This window comes from Dermacoccus sp. BD5 (genome assembly GCF_044878485.1).
Lineage (GTDB): Bacteria > Actinomycetota > Actinomycetes > Actinomycetales > Dermatophilaceae > Dermacoccus > Dermacoccus nishinomiyaensis.
Map to the genome: position 1 here is coordinate 114026 of NZ_JANJER010000006.1, position 26653 is coordinate 140678.

General features: G+C 69.2%; 21 protein-coding genes. 14 read left to right on the plus strand and 7 right to left on the minus strand.

Going from position 1 to position 26653, the window contains the following annotated elements; genetic code table 11:
• Positions 1-7 precede the first annotated feature (7 nt).
• The 7 genes from NQ706_RS06590 (at position 8) to NQ706_RS06620 (ending at position 5811) form a co-directional block, all read left to right on the plus strand.
• The gene (locus NQ706_RS06590) at positions 8-1285 is read left to right on the plus strand and encodes an acyl-CoA dehydrogenase family protein (protein ID WP_038566652.1); all 1278 of its coding nucleotides are present in this window, start codon (positions 8-10) and stop codon (positions 1283-1285) included.
• Positions 1282-2454: a phosphotransferase family protein gene (locus NQ706_RS06595; protein ID WP_038566649.1), complete on the plus strand. Its 1173-nt coding sequence runs from the start codon at positions 1282-1284 to the stop codon at positions 2452-2454. Before NQ706_RS06590 ends, NQ706_RS06595 begins: the two co-directional genes overlap by 4 nt.
• Positions 2451-3179, plus strand: coding sequence for a histidine phosphatase family protein (locus NQ706_RS06600; RefSeq protein ID WP_038570111.1), 729 nt, complete (start codon positions 2451-2453; stop codon positions 3177-3179). Before NQ706_RS06595 ends, NQ706_RS06600 begins: the two co-directional genes overlap by 4 nt.
• A 125-nt stretch (positions 3180-3304) precedes the next feature.
• Positions 3305-4324, plus strand: a complete 1020-nt coding sequence (galE, locus tag NQ706_RS06605; protein ID WP_006947110.1) for a UDP-glucose 4-epimerase GalE — start codon at positions 3305-3307, stop codon at positions 4322-4324.
• A gap of 149 nt (positions 4325-4473) precedes the next feature.
• Positions 4474-4695 (plus strand): hypothetical protein, encoded by a 222-nt coding sequence (locus tag NQ706_RS06610; protein WP_338032967.1) that lies wholly within the window; start codon positions 4474-4476, stop codon positions 4693-4695.
• Positions 4680-5108, plus strand: a complete 429-nt coding sequence (locus NQ706_RS06615) for a class I SAM-dependent methyltransferase (protein ID WP_338032966.1) — start codon at positions 4680-4682, stop codon at positions 5106-5108. Before NQ706_RS06610 ends, NQ706_RS06615 begins: the two co-directional genes overlap by 16 nt.
• A 127-nt stretch (positions 5109-5235) precedes the next feature.
• Positions 5236-5811 (plus strand): alpha-ketoglutarate-dependent dioxygenase AlkB, encoded by a 576-nt coding sequence (locus NQ706_RS06620; protein ID WP_051805528.1) that lies wholly within the window; start codon positions 5236-5238, stop codon positions 5809-5811.
• A 69-nt stretch (positions 5812-5880) separates the two neighbouring features.
• Here NQ706_RS06620 and argS read toward each other — a convergent pair whose 3' ends face one another.
• Positions 5881-7665 (minus strand): arginine--tRNA ligase, encoded by a 1785-nt coding sequence (argS, locus tag NQ706_RS06625; RefSeq protein ID WP_006947076.1) that lies wholly within the window; start codon positions 7663-7665, stop codon positions 5881-5883.
• A gap of 201 nt (positions 7666-7866) precedes the next feature.
• On the opposite strand from argS, the gene NQ706_RS06630 reads away from it, so the two are divergent.
• The 5 genes from NQ706_RS06630 to NQ706_RS06650 all read left to right on the plus strand — a co-directional run bounded on the left by NQ706_RS06630 (position 7867) and on the right by NQ706_RS06650 (position 13681).
• Complete coding sequence (locus tag NQ706_RS06630) at positions 7867-8613, plus strand: hypothetical protein (protein WP_038566644.1); 747 nt, start codon at positions 7867-7869, stop codon at positions 8611-8613.
• Between the two features lie 177 nt (positions 8614-8790).
• Entirely contained in the window at positions 8791-9480 is a 690-nt protein-coding gene (locus NQ706_RS06635) for a hypothetical protein (RefSeq protein WP_038566642.1), read from the plus strand.
• A gap of 138 nt (positions 9481-9618) precedes the next feature.
• Positions 9619-11157 carry a cytochrome ubiquinol oxidase subunit I gene (locus NQ706_RS06640; RefSeq protein WP_038566639.1) on the plus strand — a complete coding sequence of 513 codons (1539 nt, stop codon included), beginning with the start codon at positions 9619-9621 and terminating at the stop codon, positions 11155-11157.
• Positions 11158-11173: 16 nt separating this feature from the next.
• Positions 11174-12262, plus strand: coding sequence for a cytochrome d ubiquinol oxidase subunit II (gene cydB, locus NQ706_RS06645; RefSeq protein WP_006947079.1), 1089 nt, complete (start codon positions 11174-11176; stop codon positions 12260-12262).
• A 198-nt stretch (positions 12263-12460) separates the two neighbouring features.
• Positions 12461-13681: an MFS transporter gene (locus NQ706_RS06650; RefSeq protein ID WP_038566636.1), complete on the plus strand. Its 1221-nt coding sequence runs from the start codon at positions 12461-12463 to the stop codon at positions 13679-13681.
• Positions 13682-13828: 147 nt separating this feature from the next.
• Here the strand turns inward: NQ706_RS06650 and NQ706_RS06655 are convergent, their stop codons facing one another.
• From NQ706_RS06655 to NQ706_RS06675, 5 genes are all read right to left on the minus strand, one after another.
• Entirely contained in the window at positions 13829-14512 is a 684-nt protein-coding gene (locus NQ706_RS06655; RefSeq protein WP_038566624.1) for a type 1 glutamine amidotransferase domain-containing protein, read from the minus strand.
• Between the two features lie 271 nt (positions 14513-14783).
• On the minus strand, positions 14784-15242 hold the full coding sequence (locus NQ706_RS06660; protein WP_006947037.1) for a hypothetical protein: 459 nt from the start codon (positions 15240-15242) through the stop codon (positions 14784-14786).
• Between the two features lie 39 nt (positions 15243-15281).
• Complete coding sequence (locus NQ706_RS06665) at positions 15282-16652, minus strand: NAD-dependent succinate-semialdehyde dehydrogenase (protein WP_038566622.1); 1371 nt, start codon at positions 16650-16652, stop codon at positions 15282-15284.
• Between the two features lie 174 nt (positions 16653-16826).
• Complete coding sequence (locus tag NQ706_RS06670; RefSeq protein WP_038566619.1) at positions 16827-18155, minus strand: sodium:proton antiporter; 1329 nt, start codon at positions 18153-18155, stop codon at positions 16827-16829.
• Positions 18156-18393: 238 nt separating this feature from the next.
• Positions 18394-19656 carry a hypothetical protein gene (locus NQ706_RS06675; RefSeq protein WP_038566616.1) on the minus strand — a complete coding sequence of 421 codons (1263 nt, stop codon included), beginning with the start codon at positions 19654-19656 and terminating at the stop codon, positions 18394-18396.
• A 258-nt stretch (positions 19657-19914) separates the two neighbouring features.
• Here NQ706_RS06675 and cydD point away from each other — a divergent pair, with 258 nt between their 5' ends.
• Both cydD and cydC read left to right on the plus strand, forming a co-directional pair.
• The gene (gene cydD, locus NQ706_RS06680) at positions 19915-21519 is read left to right on the plus strand and encodes a thiol reductant ABC exporter subunit CydD (protein WP_038566614.1); all 1605 of its coding nucleotides are present in this window, start codon (positions 19915-19917) and stop codon (positions 21517-21519) included.
• Positions 21516-23327: a thiol reductant ABC exporter subunit CydC gene (gene cydC / locus NQ706_RS06685; protein WP_081873551.1), complete on the plus strand. Its 1812-nt coding sequence runs from the start codon at positions 21516-21518 to the stop codon at positions 23325-23327. The genes cydD and cydC overlap by 4 nt, the downstream gene beginning before the upstream one ends.
• A gap of 252 nt (positions 23328-23579) precedes the next feature.
• On the opposite strand, the gene NQ706_RS06690 is transcribed toward cydC, so the two are convergent.
• Positions 23580-26333, minus strand: a complete 2754-nt coding sequence (locus tag NQ706_RS06690; RefSeq protein WP_038566611.1) for a DivIVA domain-containing protein — start codon at positions 26331-26333, stop codon at positions 23580-23582.
• Positions 26334-26653: the final 320 nt, after the last annotated feature.

Consider the following 26653-nt stretch of genomic DNA (forward strand, 5'->3'; position numbering starts at 1 on the left):
TCAAGACATGGACCTCACCGTTTCGCCCCGCGCGGCCGAGATCGCCGCAGACGTCGACACCTTCGTGCGCGAGAGGATCGAGCCCGCCGAGGCCGAGATCACGCGCGACTACGCCTCGATGCGCGCTCGCGGCGAGAACTCGTTCGTCGTGCACCCGAAGATCGACGAGCTCAAGGCGCAGGCGCGCGAAGCGGGGCTGTGGAACCTGTTCCTGCCCGCCGGCGAGCACGGCGACGAGTGGGCCGCACGCTTCGGCACGCGTGGCGGCAAGGGTTTCTCCAACGTCGATTATGCCGCCATCGCGGAGAAGACGGGCCGCACGGCGCTCGCGCCGCTCATCTTCAACTGCAACGCCCCCGACACCGGCAACATGGAGGTGCTGCTCAAGTACGGCACGCGCGAGCAGCAGGAGGAGTGGCTCGTGCCGCTGCTCGAGGGAAAGATTCGTTCGGCGTTCCTCATGACGGAGCCCGCGGTCGCGAGTTCGGACGCGACGAACATGGCGGCGCGCGCCGAGGTCGACGGCGACGAGATCGTCATCAACGGCCGCAAGTGGTGGAGTTCCGGTGCAGCGCACCCCGACTGCAAGGTGTTCGTCTTCATGGGTCTGACCGACCCGGACGCACCGCGTCACGCCCAGCACTCGATGGTTCTCGTGCCGGCCGACGCGCCCGGTGTGACGATCGAGCGTGCGCTGCCCGTCATGGGTCAGCTCGACGAGCCGCTCGGGCACTGCGAGGTGTCGCTCGAGAACGTCCGCGTGCCGGCGTCCAACGTGCTGTCGGGGCCGGGTCAGGCGTTCGCCATCGCGCAGGGACGCCTCGGCCCGGGCCGCATCCATCACTGCATGCGCCTCATCGGGCTCGCCGAGATGGCGCTCGAGCGCGCCTGCCGTCGTGGCACCGAGCGCGTCGCGTTCGGCAAGCCCCTCGTGCAGCTCGGCGGCAACCGCGAGCGCATCGCGAAGGCCCGCATCGACATCGACATGGCGCGTCTGCTCGTGCAGAACGCGGCAGCGAAGCTGGACGCCTACGGCACCGAAGGCGCGCGCGTCGACGTCAGCGCCATCAAGGCCGTCGTGCCGCAGATCGCCTGCGACGTCATCGACTTCGCCATCCAGATGCACGGCGGCGGCGGCATGAGCGACGACTTCCCCCTGACGTCCGCTTATGCGACGGCGCGTTCGCTGCGTCTCGCGGACGGCCCCGACGAGGTGCACCTCGGCATGGTCGCGCGCGCCGAGCTCAAGCCTTACCTGGCCGCCGTGAAGGGTGAGGCCAAGTGAGCCCGGCCCCGGACACTCCTGGCGCTCCCTCGGCCCCCACCGCCCCCACGGCGGCGCCCGTCGACGACGTCGCGACGAACGCCTCCGACGTGCGCAGCGAGGATGCGTTCGACGTCGAACGCGTCGCCGCATGGCTGCGTGAGCACGCGCACCCCGACGCAGACACGAGCGGACTCGACGCGGCGCCGGAGGTCAAGCAGTTCACCGGCGGCGCGAGCAATCTGACGTATCTGCTGCGTTACCCGACCCGTGACCTCATCCTGCGTCGTCCGCCGGCGGGCACGAAGGCGAAGGGCGCGCACGACATGCGCCGTGAGCACGACATCCAACGCGCGCTGGCGCCCGTGTTCCCCGCCGTCGCGCCGATGATCGCGTTCTGCGACGACGCCGGCGTCATCGGCAGCGACTTCTACGTCATGGAGCGCCTCGACGGCATCATCCTGCGCAAGAACATTCCCGCTGAGCTGGGTCTCGGCGAGGCCGAGGTGCGGGCACTGTGCACCGCCGCGATCGACCAGCTCGTCGCGTTGCACTCGATCGACGTCGCCGGCACCGAGCTTGAGCGCTTCGGCAAGGGGGAGGGGTACGTCAAGCGGCAGGTCGACGGATGGTCGGCGCGCTACCGCAAGGCACGTACGCACGGTGTGCGTCACGGCACCGGATCGTTCGAGAAGGTGATGGCCTGGCTCGACGAGCACCAGCCACACGACGTCGGAAACTGCCTGATTCACAACGATTTCCGCTTCGACAACCTCGTCCTCGCGCACGACGACCCGACGCGCGTCATCGGTGTCCTCGACTGGGAGATGGCGACGCTCGGCGACCCGCTCATGGATCTCGGCGGCGCCCTCGCCTACTGGGTGCAGGCCGACGATGACCGCATCATGCGCGGCTCACGCCGTCAGCCCACGCACGCGCCCGGCATGCTCACGCGCGACGAGGTGTGGCAGTACTACGCGCACGCGTCAGGGCGTGCGATCAGCCCCAAGGATCAGCTGTTCTACGAGATCTTCGGCCTGTTCCGACTCGCCGTCATCGCCCAGCAGATCTACTACCGGTATGCGAACGGTCAGACGAGCAACCCCGCGTTCAAGCAGTTTCGCGGCTTGGTGATCTACCTCGAATGGCGCTGCCGGCGCCTCATGCGACGCGCGGGACGGCTGTCGTGAGCGTCATCCACCTCGTGCGGCACGGGCAGGCCGGGCCGTCGCGCGCGGCATACGACCAGCTGTCGGAGCTCGGCGAACGTCAGGCACGCCTCGCCGGCGAGGGGTTGGCGGCGCGCGGCGTGACGCCCGACGTCCTCGTCACGGGCACGATGCGGCGTCAGCAACTCACCGGGTCGCGGCTGTGGGAAGCCGCCGGGTGGGAGTCGGACGTCAGCACGGATGCGGGGTGGAACGAGTACGACCACGACGCGATCATCGAGGCGTACAAGCCCGCGTACCGCAACCACGCCGTCATGCGCGCCGACCTCGCGCGTCACCGTCACCCGCGCAAGGCGTTTCAGGAGATGTTCGTCGCGGCCGCATCGCGTTGGGCGAGTGGCGACTTCGACGACGACTATCCCGAGACGTTCTCGCAGTTCCGCGACCGCGTCGCGCTCGCGCTCGGGCGCGTGACCTCGCGCCTCGAGTCGGGGCGCAGCGCCGTCGTCGTCAGCTCCGGCGGGCCGATCGCGTGGGTCGCCGCGGGGCTGCTGACGGCGCCGTCACCGGCATCGACGCTGCCCGCGGCGTTGCCTGACGGTGCGGCGACGGTGTGGCGGCGCCTCAACGAGGTGACCGTCAACACGGGCGTGACGACGGTGCTTGCCGGGTCGGCGCTCACCGCAGTGAGCCTCAACGACCACGCTCATCTCGGCGGGGATCGTTCGCTCATCACGTATCGGTGAGCCCTCGCCGCGGGGCGCTGGGGATGTCGGCTACGGCCGCGGCGCCCTTGATGCCCGAGATGCCCTGGGCCGGCGCACAGCCGCGTCTCATCGTTCTCGGCGGGTGGGGCGCCTAGGCTGAGGTCATGCGCGTACTCGTTGCCGGTGGTGCCGGCTACATCGGATCCCACACCGTCCTTGCCCTGATCGAGGCGGGGCACGAACCCGTCATCGCCGACAACTTCTCGAACTCGAGCCCGGCCGTGCTGCCGCGCCTGGAGAAGATCGCCGGCCGCTCGATCGACTTGCACGAGATCGACCTGACGGACGCTGCCGCGACGAGTGCCCTCGTCGCCTCGGTGAAGCCGGACGCCGTCATCCACTTCGCGGGGTACAAGGCCGTCGGTGAGAGCGTGGAGAAGCCGCTCATGTACTACACGAACAACCTCGACTCGACGTTCTCGCTGCTGTCGGCGATGACGGCGCACGGCGTCGAGAAGTTCGTGTTCTCGTCGTCGGCGACGGTGTACGGGCCCGACGCGCCGCTGCCGTACAGCGAGACGTACGAGCCGCTGCGCGCCACGAACCCGTACGGCTGGACGAAGGCGATGATCGAGCAGATCGTCACCGACGTCGCCGCTGCCTCGCCCGGTTTCAAGGCCGCGCTGCTGCGTTATTTCAACCCGATCGGCGCGCACTCGTCGGGGCTGATCGGTGAGGATCCGAGCGGCATCCCGAACAACCTCATGCCGTACATCGCGCAGGTCGCCGTCGGGCGCCGCGAGAAGCTCGGGGTCTTCGGCGACGACTACGACACGAAGGACGGCACCGGCGAGCGCGACTACATCCACGTCGTCGATCTCGCGGCAGGGCACGTCGCGGCGCTGGATCATCTTGACGCCATGGACGATTCGGCGCGCGCGTTCAACCTCGGCACGGGTGAGGGCACGAGCGTGTTCGAGTTGCTGCACGCGTTCGAGCGGGCGTGCGGCCGCGAACTGCCCTACGAGGTCGGGCCGCGACGTGCGGGCGACCTGCCGACGACGTTCGCCGACCCCACGCGCGCTCGCGAAGAACTCGGTTGGAAGGCCCAGAAGACCATCGACGACATGTGCACTGACACGTGGCGCTGGCAGTCGGCCAACCCGAACGGCTTCGGGGGCTGAGCCGACGCCGTTCGGAAACCGCATGGCACGGTCTCTCGAGTCCGTGCCCCGCATGTTCAGGCTTCGGCGAGGCGCCGAACCACGCGCCGTCCTGTGCCCCCGGCCCCGATGATGGAAGCAGACGTGCGACCCACGACGAGGAGACTGGCATGACCGAGCCGACGCGCGAGTCGCGACGCGAGAACCCGAGCTGGGCGGAGTGGGTGAGCGAGGATCCGACGCGTTCGCAGTGGTACGTCGACCGCATCCGCGCCATGGCGGCGCGCGGCGACGACCTCGGTGGCGAGGCGCGGCTCGCAACGCGCTCGTCACGCCCGGCTCACGCATTCTCGACGCGGGTTGCGGGCCGGGACGTGTGGCCGCCGCGTTGAGTGCCCTCGGGCATGACGTCGTCGGCGTCGACCTCGACCCCGTCCTCATCGCCGCCGCACGCGAGGACCACCCGTCGCTGCGTTTCGAGGTGGTCGACCTCGCACGGCTGTCCCTCGACGATCTCGACGTCACGCCGTTGGACGCGATCGTCTGCGCGGGCAACGTCATGCCGTTCATGCCGGACGACGCACGCCGCGACGGCCTGGCCGCGATGCGTCAGTGCGTGCGTGACGGCGGGCGCCTCGCCGTCGGCTTCGGCGCGGGCCGCGGCTACACGTTCGAGCAGTTCTTCGACGACGCCGACGCCGCCGGCTGGCGCCTCGACGCGCGCTTCTCGACGTGGGAGATGCGCTCCCCCGCGCATGACGACGGCTTCGTCGTCGCGGTCTTCACCGCTGTCGCGCCGAGGTGAGGTTACGCGCCTCGTGATGCCCCACCCATGCGTGGAATCGCTCGAGTGAGGAAGGGCGACGTCGGGATGCCCCACTCGTGCGTCGTGCCGCATCATGGGGGCGGGCACCTGCCAGGGAAGGGGCGGCATGGGCGAGGCACCGATCGAGCTGCGCGCGACGTATCTGTCGACGGAGGAGGCGGACCACCTCATGTCGCACCTCGTCGGCGCGACACCCTGGCGGACGTCGTCGCTCACCATGTACGGCCGCATGATCGCGATGCCACGCCTCATCGCCTGGTACGCCGACGCGCCGTACACCTTCTCCGGCTCGACACAGCCGCCGAACGCGTGGACGCCCAAGCTCGCCGCGCTGCGGGAGCGTCTGGCCGCCGACACCGGAGCGCCCTACAACTCGGTGCTGCTCAACCTCTACCGCGACGGCCAGGACTCCATCTCCTGGCACAGCGATGACGAAGCCGAGTTGGGCCCTGCGCCCACCATCGCAAGTGTCTCGCTCGGCGCCACGCGCGACTTCGTCATGCGCCGCAAGGACGATCACACCCTGAAGGAGACGCTTACACTCACGCACGGGCGCCTCGTCGTCATGCGCGAGGACTCGCAGAGCGCCTGGCAGCACGCCGTTCCGAAACGCACGCGAGTGACCGAACCCCGCATCAACCTGACGTTCCGTTGGTTCGAGCCCCGCCCGGAACATCCGTGACGCTCCTGCAGGATCGAGCGAATGTGGAGGTAAATCGCCGATGGGGCAGGTTCGAGAGGGCCCCGAGCGTCACATCTTCTCGGGCGTCTCGATGCCCAGCAGCGACAATCCGTCGACGAGGACGCCCAGCGTCAGTTCGCACAACGCCAGACGCGACGCACGGACGTCGTCGTCATCAGCCTTGAGCACCGGGCACTTCTCGTAGAACGCCGTGAACGTCGTCGCCAGTTCGAACAGGTAACCGGCGAGGCGATGCGGCTCCAACGACTCGCCGACGGCAGCCACGACGGCGCCGTAGTCGAGCAGTTTCAACGCGAGGGCGCGTTCGGCGTCCTCGCCCAGCGTGATCTCCGCCGCTGGCGAGTACCCCGCCTCGGCGGCACGCGCGAGTATCGAGCGAATGCGCGTCGCCGCGTACTGGAGGTAGGGGCCGGTGTTGCCCGTCAACGCCAGCATGCGGTCGAAGTCGAAGATGTACTCCGAGTCGTGCGAGACCGACAGGTCGGCGTACTTCACCGCGCCGATGCCGACCTGACGCGCGACGACGGCGCGCTCCTCGTCGCTCATCTCCGCCTTCGACTCGCTGACGACGCCCGCGGCGCGGTCGACGGCCTCGCCGAGCAGGTCCATGAGCAGCACCGAGTCGCCCGAGCGCGTCTTGAACATCTTGCCGTCCTTGCCGAGCACCGACCCGATCTGCACGTGGATCGGCGTCGACTCGGGGCGGATGTAGCCGGCCTTGTCGGCGGCGGCCCACGTCATGCGGAAGTGCAAGTTCTGCGGCGCGCCGACGACGTACACCATCCGATCGCCCTGGAGGTCGAACGAGCGGTGACGCACCGTCGCGAGGTCGGTCGTCGCGTAGCCGTACCCGCCGTCGGACTTGCGGATGATGAGCGGCACCGGCGCATCGTCGCGCCCGGTGAACTCGTCCTGGAAGATGCACAGCGCCCCGTCGGAGACGACGGCGATGCCACGCGACTCGAGGTCGTCGCAGATGCCCGCGAGCTCGTCGTTGTACGTCGACTCACCAGCGAGGTCGGCGTCGGTCAACGTCACGCCGAGCAACCCGTAGACCTTGTTGAAGTACGCCTTCGAGCGCTCCATCAGCTTGTTCCAGTGCGCGAGCGTCTCGGGGTCACCGCCCTGCAGCAACGTCACGCGCTTGCGGGCCCGCGTGTTGAAGTCACCCTTCGAACCGGCGGGCTCGGCCTTCTCGGCCGTGTCGAACTTGGTGCGCGCCGCCTGGTAGAACGCGTTCGGGTCGCTCTCGAGCAGCGCCGCCTCCGGCGAATCCTCGCCCACCTCGAGAAGGTGCTCGATGAGCATCCCGAAGGGCGTGCCCCAGTCGCCGACGTGGTTCTGCCGGATGACGGTGTGCCCGAGCCGCTCGAGCACACGCGCCAGCGAATCCCCGACGACGGTGGTGCGCAGGTGCCCGACGTGCATCTCCTTCGCGACGTTCGGCGAGGAGTAGTCGATCGGGATGATCTCGGTCTTCGCTGCCGGCGCGACGCCGAGCGAGCCGTCCGCGAGGATCGTCGACGCCTGCGCCGCGACCCAATCCGTCGACAGCGTGATGTTGAGGAAGCCGGGCCCGGCGATCTCGACGTCGTCGACGAGTGCCATGACCTCGTCGTCCGCGCGCAGCGCCTCGACGATCGCAGACGCCACCTCGCGCGGGTTCTTGCCGACCTTCTTCGCGAGCGCCATCGCCGCGTTGACCTGCACGTCGGCGCTCGTCTGCTTCTTGTTCGCAGGACGGATGACGGGGTCGGCGTCGCGCCACTCGTCACCGAGGGCCGAGGCGATCGCGTTGCTCAGATGACCGGTCAGTGCGGAGATGGCGTCCATGACGTCAAGATTAGTGGCGCGCGCAAATTCCTTTCCGCACGCCGGCAGCGCGCGGCCCGAACGACGCACACGATCATGCCGGGGCACCCACCGCTCGACTCCCTCGGCGACGAAGGGCACGATGACGGCGCCCGACACGTCTGAACGGTGAAGGCCACCTGCAACACTGGGGGCACATCCAACTTCTCTGGGAGGAAAACCATGACGAAGCTCCGCACGTCCGCCCTCGCCCTCGTCCTCGCGGCCGGCACGGCAGCCGGTGTCACCGGCTGCTCGAGCAAGGAGGCTCCGAAGGCCAAGGACGCCTGGAACAAGGCCCAGGACACCGCCGGCGCCTACAAGAGCCTCGAGCTCAAGGGCGAAGGCACCTCGGACGGCAAGCCGGCCACGATGACGGCCAAAGGCGACGTCAAAGGCGGCAAGCTCGAGATGAGCGGCAAGATCGGCGACGGCACGATGGACCTCATCACAGTTGACTCCAAGAACTACATGAAGGCCAACAAGGCCTTTTTCACGCAGACGAGTTCGGGTTCGCCCGCGGCATCCAACACGGACAAGATCGCCGACAAGTGGCTCGAGATGCCGGCGGACGGTTCGTCCAACACCGGGTTCAAGGAACTCATCGACAACATCAAGAACGACTCCTCGGAGCCGAACAAGAAGCTGCTCTCCGACAAGGCCACCGTGTCGGAGGACAAGGTCGACGGCAAGGATGCCTGGAAGATCCAGAGTGAGGACAAGAAGGTCACCGCGTGGGTGTCGCAGGAGGATCGCCGCGACATCCTCAAGACCGAGGGCTTCGACAGCGCCTCCGTCGCCTCCACGTCGGGCTCGTCGGCGAAGTCCGATGAGTCGATGAAGACGGTGACGTTCCTGTCGCACGACAAGGATTACGGCATCAAGGCACCGAGCGGTGCCACGTCCATCACGGACGCGATGGGCAGCTGAGGTGTCCCCCGCCTCCCCGACAGGACGACCGCGTTGCCCGCGTCCCGCACGCTCAGCACCATCGCCGTGACGGTGGTGGTGCTGAGCGGCTGCACGATGGGGCATGACGCGGGGCAGCCCGCGTCGGGTCCGGTGAAGGGCCCGTCGGGGAGCTCGACGGCACCAGGCACCGCATCGATGAGCGCCTCGGCCCCTGCGGAACAGCCGAGCGCGAAGGATGTCTGGTCGCGCACCCAGCAGTCGGTGCGCGGTTACACCTCCCTGTCGTTGACGGGAACGGACAGCGCGGACGGCTCCGGCCCCAGGGCCACCTTCCTCGGCGAGCTGGACGGCGAGCCGTCGGAGATGTCCTACGAGGGTGACGAGGTGGGCCACGTGACGATGCGTCGCATCTCCCATGACGTCTACCTCAAGGGCGATCGCACGTACTGGGATTCCGTCGACAAGGACGACCCGTCCCTCCAGGGCTCGAGCCCACCGGCGAACCGGTGGATCAAGGTGCCCGAAAGCGCCTTCGCCCAGAAGGACCTGTCCGACCTCAGCGCCAAGTCGTACATCGAGGCCATGGGCGACACCACCGACGCCAAGTGGGGTCACCTCGGCGACGGCACCCTGACGCCCGAGACGCTCGACGGCAGGCCGGCGTACAAGATCGTCAGCGCTGACGGAGACACTCGCGCCTGGGTGACCACCGACGACACGCACGACCTCCTCAAGGTCGTCGACGAGGCCGCGGGCACGGACGACCTGGGCACGGCGACGTTCTCACGCTGGAACGAGAAGATCGCGGTGCCGCGCCCCGTCGGCGCTCTCGACGGTGGGGAGATGGCGCCGGACCCGTCACCGTCCGGCGAGGCCACGACCTGACGCGTGGCCGGCCGCCGGTTCGGGCGCCGCGTGAGGCACGACACGCCTACGTCAGGACCATGGTCCCCACGGATTGCGGAACTCACCCCGTAGCGTGGTTGTGAAAGTCTTCACATTCGTCTCGTCGAGGGGTCACTCATGGATGCCTTGGAGCTGGCGAGATGGCAGTTCGCCATCACGACGGTCTACCACTTCCTGTTCGTGCCGATCACGATCGGCTTGTCTGCCGTCGTCGCCGGTTACCACACCGCATGGTTGCGCACGGGTAACACGCAGCATCTGAGGGTCGCGAAGTTCCTCGGCAAGCTGTTCACGATCAACTTCGCGCTCGGTCTCGTCACCGGCATCGTGCAGGAGTTCCAGTTCGGCATGAACTGGAGCGACTACTCGCGTTTCGTCGGCGACATCTTCGGCGCGCCGCTCGCGATCGAGGCGCTGCTCGCGTTCTTCCTCGAGTCGACGTTCCTCGGTCTGTGGATCTTCGGCTGGGGCCGACTGCCGAAGAAGCTGCACGCCGCGACGATCTGGATCGTCCACATCGGCACGGTGCTGTCGGCGTACTTCATCCTCGCCGCGAACTCGTTCATGCAGAACCCCGTCGGTTACAAGTACAACCCGACGACGCACCGCGCGGAGCTCACCGACTTCGTCGCCGTCCTGACGAACAAGGTCCAGCTCGTCACGTTCCCGCACGTCATCGCGAGCTCGTACATGGTCGGTGGCGCCGTCGTCATGGGCGTCATGCTGTGGAATCTGCGCAAGCGCACTCTTGCTGCCGAAGCAATCAAGGGTGAAACTCTCGAAGGCCGTTCCGACGGTTCGACGGGCGCGACGAAGTTGGCGTCGACCTCCGACGACCTCACGATGTACCGCAAGGGCTCGCGCGTCGGCGCGATCGTCCTGCTCGTCTCGAGCCTGTTCGTCGTCATCACCGGCGACCTGCAGGGCAAGGTCATGACCGAGGTGCAGCCGATGAAGATGGCTGCCGCCGAGGCGTTGTACGAGACGCAGGAGAAGGACGCGCCGTTCTCGATCTTCACCGTCGGTACGCGTGACGGCAAGCAGGAGAAGTTCGCGGTCACCGTGCCCAACCTGCTGTCGTTCCTCGCGACGGGTGACTTCCACGGCAAGGTCGAGGGCATCAACAACCTCGAGGAATCCCAGAAGGCCAAGTACAGCGGCAACGAGCTGACGGCGGCGGACACGTACGCGCCTAACATCATGTGGTCGTACTGGAGCTTCCGCTGGATGATGGGTTGGGGCGCGATCTCCATGCTCATCGCCTGCTGGGTGCTGTGGCTGACCCGCAAGGGCCGCAACGCGACGAACCGCTGGATGGGCCCGGCCGCCCTCGTCGGCGCGCTGTCGCCGGTCGCGGCGATGAGCATCGGCTGGATCTTCACCGAGATCGGCCGTCAGCCGTGGATCGTCAACGGCCTCATGACGACGAAGCAGGGCGTCAGTCCGAGCGTCACCTCGGGTGAGGTGCTGACGTCGATGATCGTCTTCACACTGCTGTACGGCGCACTCGCCGTCGTCGAGGTGAAGCTGTTCATGGACTACATGAAGAAGGGCGCCGAGCCCGTCGCCTCCGACGGTGAGGATCTGCCCGGTGGTCACGACGATGGCCACGGCTCCGCCGGTTCCGACGATGACGAACTCGCGTTCGCGTACTGATAGGCGAGGTTGAACGATGGAACTCACCACTTTCTGGTTCATCATCATCGGCGTGCTCTGGACGGGTTACTTCGTCCTCGAGGGCTTCGACTTCGGTGTTGGCATGCTGCTTCCCGTGCTCGGCAAAGGCAAGGCGGAGGCGACTGGCGTCACCGACCCGGTCACCGACCACATCGGCGAGAACGAGCGACGCCGCCGCGTCATGCTCAATACGATCGGCCCGGTCTGGGACGGCAACGAGGTGTGGGTGCTCACTGCTGGTGGCGCGACCTTCGCCGCGTTCCCGAACTGGTACGCGACGCTGTTCTCGGGCGCCTACCTGCCGCTGCTGCTCATCCTCGTCGCGCTCATCGTGCGCAACATGGGCTTCGAGTACCGCCACAAGCGTGACTCCGACGGCTGGCGCCGCGGCTGGGACGCCGCCATCGTGTTCGGTTCGTTCCTGCCGGCGATCCTCTGGGGCGTCGCGCTGACGAACATCGTCCACGGCCTGCCGATCAACCAGGACATGGAGTACACGGGCAACCTGCTCACCATGCTCAACCCGGTGTCGCTTCTCGGCGGCGTCACGACGATGCTCGTGTTCATGACGCACGGCTGCTTCTTCGTCGCGCTCAAGACCGACGGCGCCATCCGTCACGACGCTCGCGCGCTCGGCACGAAGATCGGCCTCGCGGCCGCCGTCGCCGCCGTCGTCCTGCTGCTGTGGCTGGGCATCGAAGGCGGCTCGGTGTGGTCGTGGATCACGACCGTCGCACTCGCCGTCATCTTCCTCACCGGGCTGTTCTTCAACATGCGCGGCAAGGAGGGCCTGGCGTTCCTGTGCACGTTCGTCGCGATCGCCCTGTTCGTTCTGACGTACTTCCTCATGCTGTTCCCGAACGTCATGCCGAGCTCGACGAACCCGGCGTGGTCGCTGACGACGACGAACGCGGCGAGCTCGCACCACACGCTCGTCATCATGACGTGGGTCGCGCTGATCTTCACCCCGATCGTCCTCATCTACCAGAGCTGGACGTACTGGGTGTTCCGCAAGCGCATCACGACGCGTCACATCCCCAAGGCGGTCGACCCGAGCCGCCCCGACCCGATCAAGGTCCACTGACGACTCACGTCCTGGCCCACGATCGCCCCATGACTTCGCTGTGAGCGAAGGTGCAACAGCAAGCGCCACCACCCCGAGCGGGATGGTGGCGCTTGCTGCGTCGTCCGCCATGGACCGACGAGTGCATGGGATCAACAAGAACGAAGCGAAAGAGCTCGTGCCGTCGTTCTCGCGACGCTCCCGTATCATCCTGACCCCGTGACCACGACACCCACCACGCCTGCGGCCGCTGAGCGCCACGCCCGCGGTTTCTGGCTTCTCGCTGCGGCGTTTCCCATCCTCATGGCCTACTCGACCGTGCCGACGCCGATCTATCCGCTCTACCAACGCCACGATCACTTCCCCACCGTGATGATCACCGCCATCTTCGCGGCCTACGGGCTGGGCGTCATGGCAAGCCTCTACCTCGCGGGCCACCTGAGTGACCAGTTCGGGCGACGCCGCATGATCGCGATCGCCACCGCAGTCTCTCTGGTGAGCGCGGCGATCTTCATCGGTTCGCCGTCCGTGCCGGCGCTGTTGGTCGCCCGGCTGCTGTGTGGTGTGGGGATCGGCATACTGACTCCGGCAGCAACAGCGATGCTCGGTGAATTGCGGCGCGTTCATCGCCCGCACGAGCCGAGCAGTTTCGCCTCGACGGTGGCCTCGAGCGTGAACACTGGCGGGCTGGCCCTCGGCCCCCTCGTCGGTGGAGTCCTCGTGCAGTGGGCCCCGGCCCCCTTGAGGACGCCCTACGTGGTCTTCTTCGTCCTGCTCGCCGGGGTGGGCCTCGCGCTCACGTTGGTTCCCGAGACCAACCCGGCAACCCCGGCGAACGAGCGCCCGAGGTATCGACCGCAGCGCGCCGTCGTCCGACCAGGTCATGAAGCCCGTTTTCGCTCAGCGCAGGTCGTGGCCGGCGCGGCCTTCGCTGCACTGGGCATCCTGACGTCGATGACGGGGACGTTCTTGGCGCACGTCGCACATCGCTCGTCTCCGCTCGTGTGCGGCGTGGTCGCCTTCCTCGCCATGGGGGCATCTGCACTGGCCCAGGTCGCCCTTCCGATCCCCAACCCGCGAACGAAGATCGCGTGCGGCGTCCTGTTCGCCGTCGCCGGCCTCGGGTGCGTCGCGGCGTCCGCACTCACCCACCCCTTCGTCCTGTACGCAGGCGGCGCGGTCATGGCGGGGGCCGGGATCGGCCTGCTCTTCCAAAGTGCTGTCGCCGTCGGTTCCGCGGTCAGCGAGGCCGGACACACCGGGGGAAGCGTGGCTGGTGTCTTCCTGGCCGCCTACATCGGCATCACGATCCCCGTCGTGCTGGCGGGGTTGCTCACGACACGCCTGTCCATCAGCGCGAGCCTGGCTCTCTTCTGCGCGCTCACCTCGCTGGTCGTCCTCGTCGCGAGCATCCCCATGATGCGCGGGGCATCGGACTGAGCCCGTTCATCTCGCACGACGAGGCGCCACGCCACGTGAGAGCCGAGCCCAATCGGCCGTTCGCCGGCCGCCCGTGAACACCGAAGGCGCCTGGACCCCATGGGGATCCAGGCGCCTTCAGCATGTTCGCGCGTGGCGCAGCCAGGCTCAGCTCAGGCGCTCGAGCAGCTTCTTGGCGAGCGCCTCGGACGATGCCGGGTTCTGACCCGTCAGCAGGTCACCGTCGACGACGGTGAACGGCTGCCAGGCGGGGCCGGTCGAGACGTCGGCGCCGAGTTCGCGCAGCCGGTCCTCCAGCAACCACTTGGCCTTGTCAGCCTTGCCGGCGGCCTTCTCCTCCTCATTCGAGAAGCCGGTGATCTTGCGTCCGGCGACGACGGTCTCGCCCGCCGACGTCCGCGCCGGAAGCAGCGCTGCCGGGCCGTGGCACACGATGGCGACAGGCTTGCTGCCCTCGAGTGCGTCCGCGATGAGCTTGCCGGACGTGGCGTCCTGCGCAAGGTCTTCCATCGGGCCGTGCCCACCCGGGTAGAACACCGCGTCATAGTCGCCGAGGACGACGTCCTCGAGCTTCATGGGGTGCTGCAGGCCGTCGATCGCGTCGAGGTCAGGACGCACGTCAGCGCCGCCGTTCGCGTCGGGGGCGAGGCTGACCTCATCGGCCACCGGCGTCACACCGCCGGGCGTGGCGAACGTGACCGAGTGACCTGCCCCGGTGATCAGACGGTAGGGGGTGAGAAGTTCTTCCGCCCAGTAACCCGTCGGGACGCTCGAGCCGTCGGCCAGGGTCCAGGAGCGGGCGCCGGTGACGACGAAGAGAACGTTGGACATGTCAATCTCCTTGGTGATTCAGTGAGCGGCGTCCGCATCGGGGCGAGTCGTCACTCGTGGTAGGTGAGGCACTCCTCGATCGGCCAGCCGAGCTGCTGCCACATCGGCAGCTTGTTCCACTCCTTGACGAATTCGACGAGCTCGCCGTCTTCGACGCGGAACAGGGCGCATGTGTACTCGTGCGCGAGGTCGAGGTTGGCCTTCTCGGTCTACGTGAGCTGCGTGGTGTCTGACATTGGGGTCTCCTTCGCTTGGGTGCGAAACGGTGAGATCAGCGACGCGAGCCGCGTCGGGGGAAGCCGGCCGCCGACAGCGCCGCAGCGATGAGGGCGGGCTGGCCGAACAGGCGGACGAGGCGCTTGGTGTCGGTGTCGAGGCCGAAGGCGTCGTGCCGCTCCGCGTACTGGCTGATGTTGCCGGGGAAGATCGCGGCGTAGAAGGCGGCGAGCGCCACCCCCACCGCAGCGCGACGCTGCGGCAGGGTGAGCATCGCCGCACCGAACGCGACCTCGACGACACCGGAGGCGAGGACGACGACGTCCTTGTCCATCGGGAACCAGTCCGGCACCTGCGCCTGGAAGTCCTTGCGGGCGAACGTCAGGTGCGAGACACCGGCGAACGACATGAAGGCTCCGAGGCCGAGACGGGCCACCTCCTGCCCACGGGTCGCAGGCGGGGCCGGCTCGGCGAGTGACCGGACGGACTCGATCAGTCGGGTGAAACGAGTCATGGTTATTTCCTCCTCGCGTCGCGGGTCACGACGCATCGATCACTTGGCGACGCGGACGAGCTTCGTGTTGGCGAATTCGCCGAAGCCCCAGCGTCCGAGCTCACGCCCGTAACCGGAGCGGCGCACACCACCGAATGGCAGGCCGGCCTTCGTCGTGCCGTGCTCGTTGACATAGGCCATGCCGACCTCGAGGCGTCGGGCGATCTGCTCCGCCTTGTCGGTGTCCTTGCCCCAGACGGAGCCGGACAGGCCGAAGGAGGAGTCGTTGGCGAGCTCCACGGCTTCGTCGATCGAGTCGTAGGAGTAGACGACGGCGACGGGGCCGAAGATCTCCTCCTTGAAGGCGTCCATCTCACGCGTGACACCGGTGAGCACGGCGGGGGCCATCCAGGCGCCGTCCTGCTCGAGCGCCGTGCCACCCGTGCGCAGGGTCGCACCCTGCTCGACGGCGCGCTCGACCTGGGCGATCGCGTCGTCGCGAGCCTCGACTGACGAAAGCGGGCCCATGTCCGTGCCCTCGTCGTCCGGGTTGCCGACCTTCATGCCCTCGACGGTGGCGACAACGCCGTTGACGAAGTCGTCGAACATCGTCGACGGAACGAAGATGCGCTTCGGGGAGTTGCAGGCCTGCCCGGCGTTGCTCATGCGCGCGGTGGCGACGGCCTTCGCCGTCTCGGCGACGTCGACGTCGTCGAGGACGATGAGCGCGTCCGAGCCACCGAGTTCGAGGACGCTCTTCTTGAGGTTCTGCGACGCGGTCTCGGCGACGGCCTTGCCGGCGCCCTCGCTACCGGTCAGCGAGACGCCGCGCACGCGCGGGTCCTCGATGATCGACGTGATCTGCTCGTTGCTGACGAACAGGTTGATGTAGGCATCCTGCGGCACACCCGCGGCGTGGAGGATCTCCTCGATCAGTTCGGCCGTGCGCGCGCAGATCGAGGCGTGCTTGAGCAGGATCGTGTTGCCGAGCATGAGGTTCGGCGCGACGAACCGCGCGACCTGGTAGTGCGGGAAGTTCCAGGGCATGACGCCCATGAGCACACCGATCGGGTCGGTGACGACGAGCGACTTCGCGTCGTCGCCGATGTTCAGCTGCTCCTCGACGAGCAGCTCCTCACCGTGCTCGGAGTACCAGCGGAAGATCGACGACGCGAGCGCGACCTCACCCTGCGCCTGCGCGAGCGGCTTGCCCATCTCGGCGCCGATGACGCGGGCGAGCTCGTCGGCGCGCTCGTCGTAGATGTCGGCGACCTTGGCGAGGACGGAGGCGCGCTCGGACGCGTCCGTCGTGCGCCACGTGCCGAACGCGGCGTCGGCGCGCTCGATGGCGCGGGTGACGTCAGCATCCGTCGCGGAGGTGTACTCCTTCTCGACGACGCCGGTGGCGGGGTTCTCGGTGCGGTAGGCCATGAGGTGTCTCCTTCAGATCGATGAGCTCTCTCATCGATCACAACACCACCGGCCCCCAGAAGCATTCCTGCACGCAGTTTTTCACCTCGAGGGGTGAGGAAAACGCGCCCGCGTGTGCGGCCCGGCCAGCCCGGTGCCGGGGTGCAGCGCAGGCGCCGCCGGGGCGCCGGTGGATCAAGCGTCCGCGAGCACCCGACGGTGGTTCGTGCGGTGACGTTCGAGCCAGTTCATCGCGGGCGTGACGGTGGAGCCGTGCACGACGACGCTGACGATGATGGCGAGGGCGATCGTCGACCACAGCCAGTCGCTGCCCGCGAAGTCGGCGTGCCCCGTCGCGTACGCGATGTAGAAGATCGAGCCGATGCCGCGCACGCCGTAGAACGACGTGATCCAGCGCTCCCCCGTCGTCAGGCCGACGGCCTCCGCCGTGTCGTCGCGCCGCCCGAGCAGCGACAGCCACGCCCCGCCGGGCCTGATGACGAGGATGAGGGCCGCGACGATGACGGCACTGCGCCAATCAGCGTGCGAGAGAACACCGTTCGTCGCCGCCGCGCCGAGCAGCAGGAGCATGACGAGGGTGAGGATCTGCTCGAGACGTTCGATGAACGCGTGCATGTCCGCGTAGTAGCGGTGGCCGCGCTCGGCCTGACGCATCGCCATCGCCGTGACGAACACGGCGAGGAACCCGTACCCGCCGGCGAGCTCCGTCAGCCCGTACGAGCACATGATCGCCGCGAGCGCGGCGAGCGGCTCACCGGCGTCGGCGAGGCGATACTTCTTCGCCGGCAGCCGGAAGAACAGCTTGCCGAGCACCCACCCGACGACGAGGCCGACGGCGACGCCGAGCGCGACCTTGCCGACGAGTTCCCAACCGAGCCACTTCCACCCCCAGTGCGACGGCGAGCCCTCGCTCGCCCACAGGATCGCGGCGTAGACGAACGGGAACGCGAGACCGTCGTTGAGACCGGCCTCCGACGTCAGCGCGAACCGCACCTCGTCCGACTCGTCGATCTCGGTGTCCTGCGTCATCTCCTGCGTGGCCTCCGTCTGCGGCCCATCGACCTGGACGTCGGAGGCAAGCACCGGGTCCGTCGGGGCGAGCGCCGCGGCGAGCAGCAACGCCGTCGGCGCGGCCAGACCGAGCGTCCAGCCGAGCAGTGAGACGCCCACGATGCCGAGCGGCATCGCGATGGCGAGCAGACGCCACGTCGGCGCCCACGCGCGCCACGACGTCAGGCTGCGAACGCGCATCGGCCGATCGAGCGCGAGACCGACACCCATGAGCGCGACGAGCACCGTCGCCTCGGAGGCATGCAGGACGAACGCCTCGTGCTCCTGCGGCGAGAACGTGAACCCCTTCGGCATCGGCGCGAGGCCGACGAGCGCCCCGACGCCGAGCAGCACCATCGGCGTCGACAACGGGAAGCGCTCGACGGCGGTCGGGAGGAAGACCGCGAGCAGCAGCGCGAAGCCGAGCACGATCCAGACGAGGTCAATGGCCACGAGACGCCTTCGATTCAGTGGGAACTCAGGGGGAGGGATTCGCTCGCGACAGTAGGCGATGAGCGCACCCGCCGCACGTCGGCGTCCGAGCGCACACCCCGTCGGCCCTGCGCTCCGCGTCGTGTCCAGCCCGCGTGGCACCTGGGATCCGCGCCGATTCGAAGGCCAGCCGGACGCACCACACCCCCACCGGGCGAGGGCCAGGGTGGGGCGTGGTCAGCGGTTCAGGACCGCGGCGTCACTGCTGAAGGCGACGGCGAGCGACGACGATGCCGCCGAGCGCACCCGCACCGACGAGACCCGCGACGCCGAGCGAAAGGGCGTTGGTGTCGTCACCCATGCGGTCGGTCTCGACCTTGGGGCCCGTGCCGGGCGTGGTCGCAGCCGTCGTCGACGTCGTCGTCGTCGGGACGGTCGTGTTGGTCGTCGGCGTCGTCGGAACCGGGGTGGTCGGAGCCGGCGTCGTCGGAGCCGGCGTCGTCGGAGCCGGGGTGGTCGGGACCGGCGTCGTCGGAGCCGGGGTGGTCGGGACCGGCGTCGTCGGAACCGGGGTGGTCGGAGCAGGCGTGGTCGGGACCGGCGTCGTCGGGGTGGGGGTCGGCTCGGTCGGCTTCGGCGTCGGCGTCGTGGGCTCCGGGGTCGGGTCCGTCGGCGTCGGGTCCGTCGGCGGGACGACGATCGTCACAGTCTTCGACACGATGCGCTGGCTCGTGCAGACATCGGCGCTCAGCGTCACCTCGTAGGTGCCCGGCTTCGGGAAGGTGACAACGACAGGATCGCCGCTCAGCATCACCGGGTCGAACTCGACCGAGCCGTGCTTCGTGCAGGTGGCACGCTTGATGCCACCCTTCGTGGCGCCGCCGGAGACCTCGGCACCTTCCGGGAACGACATCGTGTACACGAGCGGCACACCGTACTTGGCGTGCTTGTTGCGGCCGTACTTCATCTCGTGCTGCGTGCCGGTGACGGAGGGCACGAGGGTCGCGGTCAGGCCGTCCACCGTGTACTCGATGTGCGCGGCGGCTCTCACCTTCGGCGCGGGCGCCGGCTTGGCGATGTTGACCGTCGTCGTCTTCTCGACCGTCTGCAGGCCGCCCTCACCGCAGTAGTAGCCGGTGGCCGTGATCGTGTACGTGCCCGCCTTGCGGTAGGTGTGCGAGTAGCCCGAGGAGACCGAGTCACGGAACGGCGAGGTCGGGCCGGTCGTCTCGCAGGTGAGGCCGGGGCGACCGTCGTAGCCGTCGGGGTCGCTGTCGTCGCCGTAGTCGACGAAGAACGCCATCGCGCCGTAGCGGCTCATCGCCTTCCGGCCGTCGTTGGCGTAGTACTGGACGCCGCTGTCCTTGTAGGCGACGTCGACCGTCTTGCCCGTGACGGTCGCACCGAGAGTGATCGTCATCGACGGTTCCTGGGCGGCGTTGGCGGCGGGCGCCACGATCGTCGCGGCGCCGAACAACGACGCGACGGCGACGGCCTTGGTGACACGAATCGAGCGGCTCATGGGTTCTCCTGAGAATCTGCTGGTCCTGGTTTCGTCCGCGCGCGCCGCCCGGGATCGATCGACGCAGGCGCAGAGTGCGCGAGCCTCCCGAACCGCACGCCGACAGGTGCCGGCAGCCATGAGAAGCCCTCCCGCGCTCACCCTACCCAGCACGGACACGCCGCAGTGAGTTGGGTCACAAGGTTCCCCGAGGGCTCTCTCATAAATCCCGTTTCGCCCGTTGCGAGGGCTGTCACCGTCGGCTGCGAGAATGGGGCCATGCGTCCGTTCGACCCCCACCTGCTGCGCGCCGCGCCCGCCACCCGCCTCCCGGTCGCCGTGCTGGCCCTGCTGGGCGGCCTCGGCGGCATCGTGGCGATCGCACAGGCCGTGGCGGTGGCGCACCTCGTCGTCGCCGTCGTCGAGGGGCACGCGCTGCTGACGCCGGGCCTGTGGGTGCTGGCGCTGTTCGCAGCCCGCGGAATGCTCTCCGGCGCAACCGAACTCGCGGCAGCCCACGCGGGTGCACGCGTCTCCGGCGCACTGCGCGAAGCCGCGATGCGCCGCTGGATGACGCAGACGGCGGACGAACGCCCCGCACCGAGCGCGATGCTGACGATGGCGACGAAGGGTGCCGCCGCCGTCGAGCCGTACGTCGCGCGCTATCTGCCGGCGCTCGTCACCGCGGGCGTCGTGCCGGTGCTCGCCGTCGTCGCGATGCTGTGGGTCGACTGGCGCAGCGCGCTCATCGTCATCGTCACCCTGCCGTTGCTGCCGCTGTTCGCCGCGCTCATCGGCAAGTACACGCAGCGCGCCACGGCGGAACGCTGGGTCGAGACGACGATGCTCGCCGGTCACTTCGCCGACGTCGTTGCCGGGTTGCCGACGCTCGTCGCGTACGGGCGCGGCAACCATCAGGTCGAGCAGGTGCGCAAGGTCGGTGATCGCCACCGCAGCGCGACGATGCGGACGCTCCGCATCGCATTCCTCTCCTCCGCAGCCCTCGACCTGCTCGCGACGATCTCCGTCGCTATGGTCGCTGTCGCCGTCGGCCTGCGCCTCGCGAACGGCCACGTCTCCCTGCTGACCGGCCTCATGGCGATCCTCATCGCCCCGGAGGCCTACTGGCCGATCCGTCGCGTCGGACAGGAGTTCCACGCGGCGGCCGACGGCGTCGAGGCCATCGACTCGCTGCTCGCCGACGAGCGTGAACGCCCCTGGCACGCCCCCGCACCCGAGACGTCGAGCGGCCTCGCGCGCGCCATGATGAGCGGCGTCACCTACACCTACCCGGGCCAGAGCGCGCCCGCGATCACGCACACGACGGGAGTCGTCCGCGACGGCCTCACGGCCCTCACCGGACCGAGCGGCTCCGGCAAGTCGACGCTGCTCGAGATCCTCGCCGGCGCGCGCAGGCCCGATTCGGGGCGCCTCGAGGTGCCCAGCACGCACCTCGTCAGCCAACGTGCGTTCATCGCGCCGATGTCGGTGCGTGCCAACCTCGAGCTCGGCAACGACGCGAGCGTCGACGAGATGCGCACCGCGATGGCGGCCACGGGGTTCGACGACGTCGTCCTGTCGATGCCCGACGGGGTGCGAACATCGCTCGGCGACAACGGCTTCGGCTTGTCCGCCGGGCAACGCGCGCGTCTCGTGCTGACGCGCGCCTGGCTCTCCGACGCGGCCATGGTCCTGCTCGACGAACCGACCGCCCACCTCGACCCGGCGAGCGCCGCCGACATCCGCTCGGCCATCGTCGCGCTGAGCAAGCGCAAGCCGGTCGTCGTCGTCACCCACGACGACGCCCTTGCCGCCGCAGCCGACCATCAGTGGCGCGTCTCTGCCCGCTCACCCCAGCGTTACGACCAGGAGGTGACGGCATGAGCAGCGTTGCCTCACGAGCCGATTCGAACAGTGCGTCACGCCAGGGCGTGACACATGCCGATGTGACACCCGACGATGTGGCACCCGCCGACGACGCGCGAGGCGGCTTCGCGCGCGAGCGCGGATCGCGCCCGGATCAGCGCCGCCCGCTGCTCGTGCCGGTGCGCGGCGTCATCATCGCGGGCCTCATCGGCGCTCTCGCGTTCGCCTGCGGCGTGGCGCTGACGGCGACATCCGGCTGGCTCATCGTGCGCGCGAGCCAGCGCCCCATCGTCCTCACGCTGCTGACGGCGATCGTCGCGGTGCGCACGTTCGGCATCGGACGCCCCGTCTTCCGGTACGTCGAGCGGCTCGTCTCGCACAACGCGGCGCTGGCCGACCTCACCGAGCGGCGCACGGCGGCCTACCGTCAGCTGCTGCCGCTCACGCCCGCGCGGTTGGGCACTCGCCGACGCGCCGATCTGCTCTCCGGTGTCGTGCGCGATCTCGACGACGAGGTCGACATCCAGGTGCGCGTCATCGTCCCCCTCATCACGACGGTCGGTGCTGCCGCGGTGGCGCTCGTCGCGACGTTCCTCATCCATCCGCCGGCCGGGTTCGTCATGCTCGGGTTCATCGTCGTCGCGGCGCTCGTCGGGTGGCTGGATCTCGCCCTCGAGCGGCACGGGCAGGCGGCGTCCCTCAAGGCGCGCGGCCAGGTCGATCGCGTCGCGCACCTCGTGAGCTCCGGCGCCACCGAACTCGCGGCGATCGGCGCGACGGACGCGCCGATGGCGTGGCTCGCGCACGCGCAGAAGAACGTCGAGAAGGCCGCGACGGCGCAGGCACGCGGCCGTGCCGCAGGTGTTGCGCTCACGCTCCTCGCGACGGGCGCCGCCACCCTGCTCATGGCGTGGACGCTCGACGGCGAGGTCAGGTCGGGCGCCATCGACGGGCCGTTCGCCGCGCTGCTGCTGCTGACGCCGCTGGCGCTCGGCGACGTCGTCGGGCTCATCCCGGACGCGGTCGGTTCGTTCGCGCGCTCGGCCGCGGCCCGGGATCGTCTGCAGGCGCTGCTGACGCAGGACCCCGCCGTCGCCGCCCGCGGCACGCACGGCGTCGCCGACGGCGCGCCGACGATCGAACTCGACGACGTCACCGCGTCGTGGACGGGCGCGCGCACCGACACCGGCCCGCACACGCTGACGATCGCGCCGGGCGAGCATCTCGCCATCACCGGCCCGAACGGGTGCGGCAAGTCGACGCTGCTCGCCGTCCTCGCCCGTCACCTCGACCCCAGCGGCGGCACCTGCCGCTGGGACGGCGTCGACGTGCGTGATCTCGACGCCGACGCCGTGCGCTCGCGCATCGCGTTCGTCGACGACGACCCGCACCTGTTCGCCGGGACGCTTGGCGCCAATCTGCTTCTCGCGCAGCCGGGTGCGAGTGACGACGAGGTGCGCGCGGCACTGCGTCGCGCCGGCCTCGGTGGGTGGCTCGACGAGCTCACCGAGGGCCTCGACACCCATCTCGGCGAGTACCTCGTCGGCGCCGGTCGTGACGGCGCCGCGACGGCTGGCACGGCCACCGAGCGCTCCCTCTCCGGCGGCGAACGCGCCCGCCTCGGCATTGCGCGTGCGCTGCTGAGCGAACGCCCCGTGATCGCGCTCGACGAACCCGTCGCTCACCTCGACGGCCCGACCGCCGACGCCGTCATCCGCGACCTGCTCGAAGCCAGTGGCGGGCGCACCGTTGTCATGGTGAGCCACCACCCCGTCGCCTTCGACGCGCTCGACCGCGTCGTCGAGTTGGAGTTCGCGCGAGCCTGATCACCTCGGGCCGGTCGGCGTTCGATGCGTCGATGGACCAGGACGGCGAGCATCGCTGCCCCTGGGGCAAGAACGCACCGCCGGCGCGGGGTCGTCGGTGCGCCGAGCACCGTGGTCTCAGGGTGGCGACGCGCCGATGGGCAACGCCCAGCGAGTCAGGGAACGCCCATCGGTTCCTCAGCCCGTCACACGTTGCCCACCAGGATGGACGCGCCGGGGGCGGCGCGTCAGTGGCCTCGCCCAGCCCTTGAATCAGCCCCTGAAGATGCGACGCAGAATGCCCTTGCGGGACGTGTCGTCCCGCGCCGGCAACGGCTTGGGCGCCTCGATCGTCTCTGGCTGCTTCACGGCGTCGATCGGCTCGGCTGCGTCGATGGGCTCCGGACGTCCGACACTCCAGGCGTCGTCTTCATCATCACTCGACGGGGCCTGACCGCCGTTCGCGGCCCGCGTGTCGTCGGAGGCACGTTGCGGCGACGAACTGGCCGCTGCGTCACCGCCCGATCCGTCCACCTGGGGCGCGGGGACGCTGGAGGACGCGTCTGACGAGTCACCCACCGTCCGGGCCGTCTCGGCAGACTCTCCCTCTGCAGCGTGGCCTGCAGCCGCGAGGCGTTCGCGCTCGGCCGCGCGGCGGGCGAGTTCGGCGGCGACGGGCGTCGGGGCGCCCATCGCGTCGCGATCGTCGTGGGGCTCACGCACGCGAGCGACCTCCTCCTTGGCGGGGGCGACTCTGCGAAGCGCCGCAAATGCCGGCGCGGGTGCCTCGTCGTCTCCCCCGGCGGCTGCGTTACCTGTTACTGACGACTCGTCATCGGGCGCAGCAGTGTGGGCGTCGGACGCGGAGGTCTCGTCACGCGACTCGAACGCCTCACCCACGTGCGCCGACGCTTCGCGACGCGAGCCGGGCACCGCATCACGCGACGTGGGGGTCTCGTCGTGGCGTGCGCCGGCGTCGTCCACCTGAGCACGCGACGTGCCATCCGCCTCGGGCGACGGCAGGCGCGGCGTCATCGCGGTCGGACCGCTCGGCTGGGCGAAGGGATCGAAATCGTTTCCAGCGTGCGGGTCGAACGCGGCGACCGGCGCCTCGTCGGCAAACGGGTCGTCCGCGGCTACGTCGGAGGGATGAGACGCGACGGCCGGGTCACGCGACACGATCGGCTCGTCCCACGGCGACGACTCGGTCGTGGCACCGGTCTGCGTCGAAGCGGGAGTAGCGTCGGACGGCGTGCGGTCGAACGCACCCCCGTCCATGCCAGCGTGACCGAGGACGGAATCCGCGGCTGCGGGGTCGGCGGCCGAGCCGACGCGGGTCTCATCGAGGTGACGCGGTCCGCTCTGGTGCTCGGCAACCACGTCGCTGCGGGGCGCCGCCGGCTCGATCGGGGGGATCTCGGAGCCGGCGGGCTCGGCGAAGACCTCGGGCGTGGCGTAGGCGCTGAACTCGGGGTGGTAGTGCCCCTCCGCCTGGCGGTCAGCGTCGGACATCGCACGGCGAACATCGCCGCGAGGCAACGGAACCCGATGATCCGTCGCAGGGTAGGAGATGATCGATTCTTCGCTGACAGGCTCGTGTACGACGGGCACCTCACCTGCGCTCTGGGCCTCTTCGCCCTGCTCATCGACGTGGTTCGCGTCCGCGGCCGACTCGGTGGACGCGTGGTCGGCAGCGCCGCCCGTCCACGACTGGCCCATCGAAGGACGGATGGTCGCCGCGCGCTGATCGCCCGACTCGGCCGATCGCTCGACGCGTTCGATCGGCACGCCTCGCGACGCCTCGTCGCTCCTGTCGTCGCCCTCGTCGGCGGACGCGACCGCGTCGCGGCCAGAATCGTCGTCAGCGCCCTCGTCGTCGATCAGCTCGTGGCCGCTAGCGGCGAGTCCGCCACCAACAGGGTGCACCTGCGCCGACGCCTGCGACGCCTCACCTTGGGCCTCGTCGCGCGCGTCGGCAACTTCGTCGAGCGGCTCCCCACCGACGGGGTTGATGCCCTGCTGGACGGTCCGTTCGTCATCGACGGCGTGCCCGTCACCCTCGACGGCGTCATCAACGACGCGGCCGCCCGCACCTGCCTCGACGTCGTGCTCGTCACTGGGGCCGCGCCGCTCTGAGTCGCCCGCGACATCTTCTGCATCGACCACACGCTGGGTGCGGTGACCGTCCTGAGCGCCCGCGTCATCATGCGCACCGAGGAATCCCCTCGCCGGGTCGCCCTCAGACTCGGCGTCGCCAGTCGCGAGAGCAGGCGCCTCGTGGTCAGCGTGCTCGTCGGCGTCATCCCACGATCCGTCGGGACGCACCCGCGGCACCTGCACGCCGGGCTCGGCGAGCCTCTCGTGACGGGTCTCGTCGGTCGGCTCCTCGTCCCACGTGCCGTCGGGGCGAACCTGCGGCACGCGCACCCCGGGCTCGCCGAACGAGCCCCCACGCGAGTCGTCGACCTGGTCGTAGCCACGCTCGGGGGTGGGCTCCGCGCCACCACGCTGATTGTCGGCGCCAGAACGAACGCCGTCGGTCACCACGGCGTTCTGCCACTCGTCGTCGGCCCTGGTGTCACTCTGAACCGCGTCGCGCGGCGCGCCTGACGCGACGGCGAGCGCCGCGGCGTCACGGGCACCACCGTCGTCGCGCCGGGGGTCGACGAGATCGTCGTCGCTCAACTCACTCGCGGGCTCCCACTCATCGTCGGCGTGGAGCGTCTCGCCGCCGTTCGAACCGGAGGTCTCGGCGGCGAAGAGGCGCTGAGCGACGCGGTCGAGCAGGTCGTCGACGTCGTCCATGTCGTAGCCGCCGTTGACGTCGGCGGCTCGCTCGGGAAACTCCGCCTCCACGACCTCGTGGGACGTCACGGCGTCGGTGACGCTGCCGTGGCCCTGCTCGAGCGCCGTCAGCGTCGCGATGACACGGTCGAGGAAGTCGTCCACAGCCACCTCGTCGTATCCCGGCGTGCCGGCCGCGGCGCGGCGAAACTCGGCGTCGTGCACCTCGCGAGCGGTGATCATGGCCAATCCCCTTCGTCGTGACGTGCGCCGTCGAACGGCGCTGTTCTCGACCGAGCCTAGCCACCGGCGGCGCGTTCGCCCATGCACCGCGCCGAGTCGTTCGATGACGCCGGACGCGGCCGCCGCTGCAGCCCCTTCACCGTGACGACCGATGTCCGCCCCAGGCTCCCTGCCCTGACGTCCGCTGCCACGCCCCGTCGCGCCATCGCAGCGAGCAGCACCCGCCGTGAGGCAGGTCACCCCCGCCGTAGTTGCACCTAGCGCGACGAAAGTGCAACATTGCACTGCTGAAGATTTCAGTGCAACAGTCGAAGGGGGCC

Coding starts and splice junctions, on each gene's coding strand:
- NQ706_RS06590 (WP_038566652.1), top strand. CDS start 8: ATGGACCTCACCGTTTCGCCCCGCGCGGCCGAGATCGCCGCAGACGTC.
- galE (WP_006947110.1), top strand. CDS start 3,305: ATGCGCGTACTCGTTGCCGGTGGTGCCGGCTACATCGGATCCCACACC.
- NQ706_RS06610 (WP_338032967.1), top strand. CDS start 4,474: ATGACCGAGCCGACGCGCGAGTCGCGACGCGAGAACCCGAGCTGGGCG.
- NQ706_RS06620 (WP_051805528.1), top strand. CDS start 5,236: ATGGGCGAGGCACCGATCGAGCTGCGCGCGACGTATCTGTCGACGGAG.
- argS (WP_006947076.1), bottom strand. CDS start 7,665: ATGGACGCCATCTCCGCACTGACCGGTCATCTGAGCAACGCGATCGCC.
- NQ706_RS06630 (WP_038566644.1), top strand. CDS start 7,867: ATGACGAAGCTCCGCACGTCCGCCCTCGCCCTCGTCCTCGCGGCCGGC.
- NQ706_RS06635 (WP_038566642.1), top strand. CDS start 8,791: ATGAGCGCCTCGGCCCCTGCGGAACAGCCGAGCGCGAAGGATGTCTGG.
- NQ706_RS06640 (WP_038566639.1), top strand. CDS start 9,619: ATGGATGCCTTGGAGCTGGCGAGATGGCAGTTCGCCATCACGACGGTC.
- cydB (WP_006947079.1), top strand. CDS start 11,174: ATGGAACTCACCACTTTCTGGTTCATCATCATCGGCGTGCTCTGGACG.
- NQ706_RS06655 (WP_038566624.1), bottom strand. CDS start 14,512: ATGTCCAACGTTCTCTTCGTCGTCACCGGCGCCCGCTCCTGGACCCTG.
- NQ706_RS06660 (WP_006947037.1), bottom strand. CDS start 15,242: ATGACTCGTTTCACCCGACTGATCGAGTCCGTCCGGTCACTCGCCGAG.
- NQ706_RS06665 (WP_038566622.1), bottom strand. CDS start 16,652: ATGGCCTACCGCACCGAGAACCCCGCCACCGGCGTCGTCGAGAAGGAG.
- NQ706_RS06675 (WP_038566616.1), bottom strand. CDS start 19,656: ATGAGCCGCTCGATTCGTGTCACCAAGGCCGTCGCCGTCGCGTCGTTG.
- cydD (WP_038566614.1), top strand. CDS start 19,915: ATGCGTCCGTTCGACCCCCACCTGCTGCGCGCCGCGCCCGCCACCCGC.
- cydC (WP_081873551.1), top strand. CDS start 21,516: ATGAGCAGCGTTGCCTCACGAGCCGATTCGAACAGTGCGTCACGCCAG.
- NQ706_RS06690 (WP_038566611.1), bottom strand. CDS start 26,333: ATGATCACCGCTCGCGAGGTGCACGACGCCGAGTTTCGCCGCGCCGCG.